General features: G+C 66.6%; 9 protein-coding genes and 1 tRNA gene. 4 read left to right on the top strand and 6 right to left on the bottom strand.

The genetic code is table 11. The features are described 5' to 3' along the window. The 3 genes from AC1DYI_RS19880 to rfaE1 all read right to left on the bottom strand — a co-directional run. Positions 1 to 977: Kelch repeat-containing protein (locus AC1DYI_RS19880; RefSeq protein WP_477205863.1), on the bottom strand; the 977-nt coding region annotated here is incomplete at its 3' end. A gap of 83 nt (positions 978 to 1,060) precedes the next feature. After that, on the bottom strand, positions 1,061 to 2,119 hold the full coding sequence (gene rfaD, locus AC1DYI_RS19875) for an ADP-glyceromanno-heptose 6-epimerase (RefSeq protein ID WP_477205862.1): 1,059 nt from the start codon (positions 2,117 to 2,119) through the stop codon (positions 1,061 to 1,063). Further along, the gene (gene rfaE1 / locus AC1DYI_RS19870; RefSeq protein ID WP_477205861.1) at positions 2,107 to 3,120 is read right to left on the bottom strand and encodes a D-glycero-beta-D-manno-heptose-7-phosphate kinase; all 1,014 of its coding nucleotides are present in this window, start codon (positions 3,118 to 3,120) and stop codon (positions 2,107 to 2,109) included. The genes rfaD and rfaE1 overlap by 13 nt, the downstream gene beginning before the upstream one ends. Before the next feature lie 128 nt (positions 3,121 to 3,248). Here rfaE1 and AC1DYI_RS19865 point away from each other — a divergent pair. Together AC1DYI_RS19865 and AC1DYI_RS19860 are read left to right on the top strand one after the other, a co-directional pair. Next, positions 3,249 to 3,324 (top strand) — tRNA-Thr (locus AC1DYI_RS19865). A gap of 177 nt (positions 3,325 to 3,501) precedes the next feature. Beyond that, positions 3,502 to 4,185, top strand: coding sequence for a hypothetical protein (locus tag AC1DYI_RS19860; protein ID WP_477205860.1), 684 nt, complete (start codon positions 3,502 to 3,504; stop codon positions 4,183 to 4,185). 47 nt (positions 4,186 to 4,232) lie between these two features. Here the strand turns inward: AC1DYI_RS19860 and AC1DYI_RS19855 are convergent, their stop codons facing one another. Continuing rightward, complete coding sequence (locus AC1DYI_RS19855; RefSeq protein WP_477205859.1) at positions 4,233 to 4,868, bottom strand: UPF0149 family protein; 636 nt, start codon at positions 4,866 to 4,868, stop codon at positions 4,233 to 4,235. Positions 4,869 to 4,951: 83 nt separating this feature from the next. Here AC1DYI_RS19855 and AC1DYI_RS19850 point away from each other — a divergent pair, with 83 nt between their 5' ends. Continuing rightward, positions 4,952 to 5,947 carry a Bug family tripartite tricarboxylate transporter substrate binding protein gene (locus tag AC1DYI_RS19850; RefSeq protein WP_477205858.1) on the top strand — a complete coding sequence of 332 codons (996 nt, stop codon included), beginning with the start codon at positions 4,952 to 4,954 and terminating at the stop codon, positions 5,945 to 5,947. Between the two features lie 12 nt (positions 5,948 to 5,959). Continuing rightward, positions 5,960 to 6,508 carry a methylated-DNA--[protein]-cysteine S-methyltransferase gene (locus AC1DYI_RS19845; protein WP_477205857.1) on the top strand — a complete coding sequence of 183 codons (549 nt, stop codon included), beginning with the start codon at positions 5,960 to 5,962 and terminating at the stop codon, positions 6,506 to 6,508. 138 nt (positions 6,509 to 6,646) lie between these two features. On the opposite strand, the gene AC1DYI_RS19840 is transcribed toward AC1DYI_RS19845, so the two are convergent. Together AC1DYI_RS19840 and AC1DYI_RS19835 are read right to left on the bottom strand one after the other, a co-directional pair. Further along, entirely contained in the window at positions 6,647 to 7,501 is an 855-nt protein-coding gene (locus tag AC1DYI_RS19840) for an arginase family protein (RefSeq protein WP_477205856.1), read from the bottom strand. A gap of 89 nt (positions 7,502 to 7,590) precedes the next feature. Beyond that, a complete protein-coding gene (locus tag AC1DYI_RS19835) occupies positions 7,591 to 8,505 on the bottom strand; it encodes a LysR family transcriptional regulator (protein ID WP_477205855.1) in 915 nt (304 codons plus the stop codon). Positions 8,506 to 8,668 lie beyond the last annotated feature (163 nt).

Genomic DNA, 8,668 nt, shown 5'->3' with positions numbered 1-8,668 from the left:
GTGTGCAGAGCGCGCTGCCGCGCCATGCGGCCGGTCGTGTTCCAGGACTCGTTCGCCGGATCGAACAACTCACTGCTGTCGAGCGTGTGAGTGCCCAGCGTGGCCTGGCTGCCGCCGCTGACCAGCACCTTGCCAGTCGGCAGCAGCACGGCTGTGTGGTCCCAGCGCGAGTCGTGCATCGTCGGCAGGTCGTGCCACTTGCCGGTCGCGGGGTCGTACAGCTCCGCGCCGGCCAGGCTGCGGCCCAGCGTGTCGCGGCCGCCGGTCACCAGCACCTTGCCGTTGGGCAGCGCAGTGGCGGTGTGGCCGGTGCGTGCCGTGTCCATCGGCTCGGCCGAGGTCCAGAGACCCGAGACGGGGTCGTACAGCTCGGCGCTGGCTTCCGCGAACTGCAGGCCCGAGGTCCATTCAATGCCGCCGGCGACCAGCACCTTGCCATCGGGCAGCCGCGTGGCCGTGTGGCCGAAGCGCTGGATCAGCGGGTAGCCGGTCGAAACGAAGCTGCCATTGACCGGGTCGTAGCGTTCGGCCGGTGGCGTGTTCGTGGCCTGGTTGAAGCCGGCGCTGACCAGCACATGCCCTTGCGTCAGCAGCGTGGCGGTGTGGTTGACACGGGACACTGCCATCGCACCGCTGGCCGTGAACGACCCCGTGCCGCCCGGCAGGCCGCAGATGACCGTGACGTTGGAGACGTTGCTCGACCCCATCGTCGCCACGCCATAGGTGGACGTGCAGGGTTGCGCAGTGGGGCTGGTGGTGCCGAGCGCGACGCGGTAGGCGCTCCCCTCGCCGATCGTGTGGGCAAAGGTGAACCGGCCGTCGGCGCTCAGCGTCACGCTGTCTTCGCCGCTGGTCAGCACGATCTGGTTGCCGGGCATCAGGCCCGTCACCGTGCCGCCCAACGAGTKGGCTACCGTGCCCGGGCTGCCCCCGCAGCCGGCCAGCGCGATCGCGGCCGCCACGGTTGCAGCGGTCATGGCGGCCCGGACGCTTGCGCGCCGAGTCTTGTCGTCTTGTGTCATGTCGAATCCTCCCGAGTGCATCGGGGGATTCTGCCGCTTCAGGCGAGGCGTCGAGCGGGGCGTGAGGCCTTGGCCGAAACGGCGCGGGGCGCCGGCAGACCATCGGTCGGGTTCAGCAGCCACTGCGCGTACAGCGCTACGCCGGTCGACACGTTGGTCATCGTTCGGGTGTAGCCGGCCTTGCGCAGCGCACGCAGGTCGGCTTGCGTGTGGCACTGGTAGTGGCCACGCAATGCATCAGGGAACGGTGTGTAGCGCAGTTGATCCGCGTCGACCAGTTTCGACAGGGCCAGTGGTTCTTGGCCTCGCGCGCCGCGGCAGCTGTTCAGCATCGACGCCGCGACCGCATTGAACGGTTCGGCACGACCCGAGCCAACGTTGAACACACCACTCGCGCCGCCGTGTTCGAGCAGCCAGAGGTTCACGTCGACGACATCACCGACCCAGACGAAATCACGCTCGTGCGAGCCTGGGCCGTAGCCGTTGTAGTCACCGAACAAGGCCACGTGGCCTTGGCTCTGGAACTGACCGAAGTGATGGAACGCGACCGAGGCCATGCGGCCCTTGTGCTGTTCACGCGGGCCGTAGACGTTGAAGTAGCGCAGGCCGGCGATCTGGTTGCCGGCACCATTGGCCAAAGCACGCCGAACCGTCTGGTCGAACACCAGCTTGGACCAGCCGTAAACATTCAGCGGCCGTTCGTTGTCGGGCGTTTCGGCGAACACCGTCGAGCCGCCATAGACCGCGGCCGACGAGGCATAAATCAATCGCGTACCCTGCGCCAGGCAGGCTTCGAGCAGGCGGCGCGAGCACTCGTAGTTGCGCGCCATCATCAGCTTGCCGTCGTGCACCATCGTGTCCGAGCAGGCGCCCTGGTGCAGCACGGCATCGACGCGGCCAAACTCGCCGCGCTCGAAGCGGGCATAGAACTCGTCCATGTCGACATAACTCGACAACTGCGTGCCCACGAGGTTGCGGAACTGCTGGCCGTTGGTCAGGTCGTCGACAGCGATGACATCGTCGATGCCGCGCGCATTCAGCGCGTGCACCAGGTTGCTGCCGATGAAGCCGGCCGCGCCGGTGACTACGACACGCATGATTCGCTGTTGGGCTCGCGCGCCGGGCTGGCGCGCTTGGGCACTGGGGTGGGTGCGGGGRCCGGGCCGGCTTCGTGCATCGCGGCCAGCAGCTCTTCGCGGCTGACTGTCGAGGTGCCGAACTTGCCAACCACAATGCCAGCCGCGCGATTCGCCCAGCGCATCGCCTCGAACGCGTCGTCGCCCTGGGCCATGCGCCATGCCAGCGTCGCGAGCACCGTGTCGCCAGCGCCGCTGACGTCGAACACCTCGCGCACCCGCGCCGGCTCATGCACCATGCCGCGGCCGTTGAACATCGTCATGCCGGCTTCGCCTTGCGTGACCATCAGGTAGGTCCAGCCCAGGCGCTTTCGCAGCGCGACAGCCTGGCGTTGGAACGCGGCGGCGTCGGCCCACGGGCCGGCCACCGCCTTGAATTCACCGAGGTTGGGCTTGACCAGCGTGGCGCCAGCGTAACGCGCCCAGTCCAGCCCCTTGGGGTCGACCAATACCGGTTTGGATTCCTTGCGCGCCGCGTCGATCAGGTACTCACAGCGCGACAAAGCGCCTTTTGCATAGTCCGACAGCACCACCAGGTCGTGCTGGTTCAGCAAGGCAACGTAGCGCTTGGCCAATGTTTCCAGCATGCCCGGCAGCGGCTCGCTTTCGAAGTCGGCGCGCAGCATCTGGTGCTGGCGCGCGACGCAGCGGATCTTCTGGATGGTCGGGTAGGCCGGATCGGCCACACGCTCCAGGCGCACGCCGGCCTCGGACAGGATTCTTTCGAGTGCATCACCGGCTTCGTCGCGGCCCGCGAGCGTCAGCAAGGTGACCTGCGCACCGAGTGCGGCCAGGTTCAGCGCGACGTTGGCGGCGCCGCCGGCACGGTCATAGCGACGCGTGACGCGCAGCACCGGCACCGGGGCTTCGGGTGAGATGCGGTCGACGCTGCCGTCCCAGTAGCGGTCCAGCATCGCATCGCCGACCACCAGGATGGGTTGGCTTTTTTCCACGGGAGTCATGTTCCCATCCACCCCGACCGGCCAAGCCGTGGAAAAGACGGCCCCGCACCGCCCAGTTCCGGCCGATGTGCGCAGCCAGGTAGGCGCCATCGAAAACGCAAAAGAGCTCTGCTAGAATCCCCGTTTTCGCCGGTGTAGCTCAGTTGGTAGAGCAGCGCATTCGTAATGCGAAGGTCGGGAGTTCGACTCTTCTCACCGGCACCAAACCCGAATAACGGGCCAGCACTTTCCAGGTGCTGGCCCGTTGTGCTTTTGGCGCGACACCGGCGATGGACCGGCGCCGATTCGTGCACACAGCGCACGGCCGCGGTGTAAAGACCCGGCTTTTCCKGCTCAATGGGCCGCTCAGCTTGACGAAGATGCCTCCAACAGGAGTCCTTCGTGCGCAAATTCTTGCTGGCCTGCTTCGCGTTGTTCACGTCCCTGGCGGCCACGGCCGCTGACCTCACCGCCACCGAGATGCGCTGGCTCAAGGGCGCGTGGCCGGTCATCACCTACGCTGAACAGACCAAGCTGCCGCTGGACATCGTGGTGCAGCCGCAGGCCTCGCCTGGGCAGGCACCGCTGGCGCTGGGTTTCGCCGACGGCCGCTGCAAGCTGGTGCTGTCGATGCGCGGCAACCCGGAGGCTGAAGCTACGCTGGAGCGCATCGCCCCCGAAGTGCAGAACGCCGCCCTGGAACTGATGGCCGCCCATGAATTGGGCCATTGCCGCCGCTACCTCGACGGCGCCTGGATGGCCTTGCCGGCCGGCTTTGCCGCCGCCGCGCCCGAAGGCCTGGATCCCGACCTGCGCAGCGAATACCTGGCCATGAAGGCGATCCGCCGCGAAGAAGGCTACGGCGACCTGGTCGGCCTGGCCTGGACACAGCAGCACCACCCCGAGGCCTACAAGCGCCTGCACGCCTGGCTGCTGAAAGAGCGTGCGAAAGACCTGATCCCCGGCAGCCACCATGACACGCTGGCCTGGGTGCGCCTGGCCACCGATGGCCGCACGCTGGCCGGCGCCACGCCGTTCGCCGGCGCCAACGAGCTGTGGAAGACCGGGCTGACCTCGCAGGAGTGAAGGCCCGTTCCTGACGGCCGGCCTCCCCCGGGGGCGGGCCCGGAATTTCAGCCCTTGGGCGACGCGGCGTAGCGCCGCGCATGCATCGCCAGCACGCCGGCGAACACCTCGCGGGCCATCGCGTCACGCGCGGCCGGATCGGCCAGCGCCTGGGCTTCTTCGCTGTCGGGCTCGGGCAATTCGTCGCCACCCAGCAGCGCGATGATCGCCAGGCCCGGGCCCAGCTCCTCGTCGGCCTGCCAGTCGGCCCAGGCATCGGGTTGCAGGTCGACCGCCTGCAGGAAACCGGTGCACCAGTCCTGCGCGTCGACCCACTCCTCGCCCTTGGCTTCGACGATGCTGAACAGCGGCTCCCAGTGCTTCGGGTGATCGCGCAGCTGGCAGGCCACCGCCTGCAGGTGGCGCAGCGCAAACAGCGTCGCGCGCTTGCGCTGGCGGTTGCTGGCGAAAGGCTCGCCGTCCGGGCCGTCGCCGCCCCAGATCAGCGGCAACCAATCGGCAGTGGGCCCTTGGTCCAGCGACTCGGCCGGGCCGAGCAGCATCGCGGTCAGGTAGCCGTCGACGCCTTCGATGTTCATCGCGCCGTCTGCCGGCAAAGCCTGCAACAGCGTGTCAAAGGCCTCGAGCTCTTCGTCGCTGAGCGGCGTGTTGTTCGAGGCGCGGTCGAATTGAGGGTAATTCATGGTGGGCGGTGATTGTGGCGCATTCACGCGAATTTCCGCTCTGGGTTACGCTGCCGCACTCATCACGAGGAGGAGCTTCCAGCATGCCCAGCCTGTTCCGTTTCCGTCGTCGCCAAGGCCTGATCGCCGCATTGGCCCTGGCCGCCACCGCGTTCACCGGGCCGGCACAAGCCCAGCCGCTCACTGGCAAGACGGTCAAGCTTCTCGTGGGCTTCCCGGCCGGCGGCGGCACCGACGCGATCGCCCGCATCCTGGCCGAGCACCTGAAGGACGAACTCGGTGCGACGGTGATCGTCGAGAACAAGCCTGGCGCCGGCGGCCAGCTCGCCGCGCAGTCACTGAAGGCCGCCGCACCGGACGGCACCACGCTGTTCCTCAGCCACGACCACTCGATCTCAATCCTGCCGCAGGTCGTCAAGACACCCGGCTTCGACCCGGCGGTCGATTTCGTGCCGGTGGCCGGCTTCGCGACCTTCGTCAACTCGTTCGCCGTCTCCGGCGGCACGCCGGCGAAGTCGTTCAACGAGTACGTGGCGTGGATCAAGAGCGCCGGCGGCGGCAAGGGCGCGGTCGGCGTGCCGGCGCCCGCCTCGGTGCCCGAGTTCCTGGTCAAGCTGATCGCCGAGAAAAACAAGCTCGACCTGGTGGCGGCCCCCTACCGCGGCAGCGCGCCGATGATGGCCGACATGCTGGGCAACCAGATCGCCGCCGGCGTCGGCTCGGTGCCCGACTTCATCGAGAACCACAAGAACGGCAAGCTGCGCATCGTGGCCGTGCTCGGAGGCACACGCCAGACCATCCTGCCCGATGTGCCGACCTTCGCTGAGCTGGGCCTGGCCGGTTTTGAAGACGTGCCGTACTACGGCGTGTTCGCGCCCGCCGGCACCCCGAAACCCGCACTGGACCAGTTCTCGGCCGCGCTGGCCAAGGTGCTGGCCAAGCCCGCGGTGCACGAGCGCCTGACCGCCATGGGCCTGACGGTCGGCCACATGAGTGGCGATCAGCTGGGTGCCCGCGAAAAGGCCTACACCGCGACCTGGGCCAAGATCATCAAGGCCACGGGCTTCGTGCCGCAGTAGACCTTCGCAGACATGAGCGGCTTCGCGTTCTTCGACACCCCGGCCGGCCTGTGCGGGCTGGCCTGGAATGACGCGCTCGAAATCTGCGGCGGCCAGTTGCCCGAACCCACGCCCGAGCTGACGCGGCGGCGCATGCAGCAGCGCTTTCCTGATCTGCAGGAAACCGAGCCGCCGCCAGCCATGGCAGAGGTGCTGCGCCGCCTGGCCGCTGCACTGCAGGGCGCACCCGACACGCTGGAAGACGTGCCACTGGCCGATGCCGACGTGCCCGAGTTCAATCGCCGCGTCTATGCACTGGCCCGGCGCATCCCGCCCGGGCAGACTCGAAGTTATGGCGAACTCGCGGCCGAGCTCGGCGGCCCTGCCGTCGCTCGCGCGGTGGGCCAGGCGCTCGGCCGCAACCATTTCGCACCACTGGTGCCGTGCCACCGCGTGATGGCCGCCAATGGCCAGTCGGGCGGCTTCTCAGGCCCCGGCGGTTTGAAGACCAAGCTGCACCTGCTTCAGCTGGAAGGCGCGCCGCTCGGCAACGCCTCGGCCGATCAGCCCAGCTTGTTCTGACGGAGAGGCGACAGGCGCAGCATCTGGACTGTGCCCATCGAAGCCAAGCGCGCAAGTGAAGCCGCCGCCACGTCAGCGCCACGTCTCGAAGAACGCCGCGCATCGTCGTCCTGCGGATATCACGATGACACAGGTATGTCAGGCAAAGCCATAGACGCTCAAACACTCTTCGAGGGTGGCGTTGTGAATGTCGAGGACCTTTTGGATTGATCGCACCCCGTCCACCGAACTCTCCTGATACCCGCCCGCCAGATTCCACGCGATCGGGATGCGTGCGCTGTGCATGAACTCGAACACCATGCGGTCACGCCTTCGAAGTTGTTCGTCGTTCAGAAATCCGCCCAAGGGATCGTTGATGTGTTGATCCGCGCCAGCTTGGTACAGCACGATGCCGCAACCCCTCAAGCTGTTCAAGAGCCGCGGGACCGCGTCAAAGAAGGCAGCGCATTCACGGGGATAGTTCGTTCGGCCCGTGAGATGCACGATTCGGTCTTGCAGTCCCAACTTCGCAATGATGTCCTCCGACCCGTCGCCCTGGTGCTGGTCGAAGTCCAAGATGCCAACCTGGATCAACTGGTCCTCGATCAGCAACTTCTGGGCGGCAACGACCAAGCCATTAAAGGTGCAGAAGCCCCACGAAAAATCATGCCCTGCATGGTGAAAGCCGGACGACGGTGAGACAGCGACTCGTTGGTGCATCGCATGCCTTGCCGCGGCAATCATGGAGCYCACGGTCCACGGGAGCGAATCGGCAACCTCCTGGTGCAGGGTATCCATGCCATTCTTGATCGTCAGATCGAGGACGCCATCGACATGCTTTCTATCGTGTGCGAGGTAAAAATCATCGACCGTCGCCGGCGCATAGCCAGCGATCTCAATCGGGTACCTCTCACGCCACTGCGCCACGACCTCTCCAGGCTTGCGCGGAGAGGGCGACTCAAGGGGGACTTCGACCACCATCCGGCGATCAAAGAACACGTGCAACTTTGACATCACTGCCCTCCCTTGGCTCGACTCTCTTGTGATTGAAGCGCAGGCGCGCCGTTGATGGAATCACGCGGGAATTGTCTCGCTTCAGCCGATCAGCCCAACTTCTTCTGGGTGCCCCCGCGTCGCCCCGCGAACGCCAGCAAGCTGTCGTACACGCCCTGCACCAGCGGCGAACGCAACTCGCCCTCAGCGCGTGAGATCCACAGCGGCTCCAGCACGAACGACGGGTGCCCTTTGACCAGCGCCAGTCGCTTGCGCTTCAGCGCGTCGTCGGCCATCAGGCGTGAGACCAGTGCCACGCCGCGGCCGCGCAGCGCCGCATCCAGCAGCAGCCGCGCATCATCGTAGATCGCGGCCTTGCGAAACTCACCGAGGTGCTGGCGGATGAAGCGGCCGCTGTCGTCGCCGGTCAGGTCGGTCTCCAGGCACAGTAGGCGTGCGTGCTTCGGGTGTTCGTCCACGTCGACCGCCGCCAGCTGCTTGGCCAACGCCGGTGCCGCCACCAGCACCAATGAGTCTTCGAGGATCGGAACGTCCAGCACGCCGCGCTGGCGCAGCGGTTGGCGTGTGATCGCGATGTCCACGTCGAGCTGGTCGATGTAGCGCGCCGTCTCGTCGATCGAGATGATCGGGCACAGCGACGGCAGCGTCGCCTCTAGCTCGTCCAGCCGCGGCTGCAGCCAGCCGTGCACCACGTGCGCAGGGCAGACCAGCGTCACCAGGTTGTCGTCGAGGTAGCTGTCGATGCGGCCCAGCCCGCCGCGGATCACTTCCAGTGACTTGACCACCGTCGCGTGCAGCAAGCGGCCCGCGACCGTGAGCTCGACCCCGCGCCCTTTGCGGCGAAACAGCATCTGGCCCACCTGCCGTTCGAGCTGGCCGATCTGGTGGCTGATGGCCGATTGCGACACGCACAGCTCGTCGGCCGCACGCGAATAGTTGCCCAGCCGCGCGGCGGCCTCGAAGCCAACCAGCAGGCGAAACGAAGGCAGGCGTGCGTTCGACATATGAGCTCAATTGATCAAAGAGGGCAATAGAAGTCGCTTTTCGATCGAAATTGTTCCAGTCACCATCTCGTCACGAGCAATCGGAAACACCTAGCGATGACGACGACCCACTCAACAATGAACGCGACGATCCACGACGATTTCGATGCCGCCAGTGGCGGCT

The sequence above is a fragment of the Ideonella sp. P3_A4 genome, assembly GCF_056403075.1.
The sequence above is the reverse complement of the archived record's forward strand: the minus strand, read 5'-3'. Positions and strand labels throughout refer to the sequence as shown.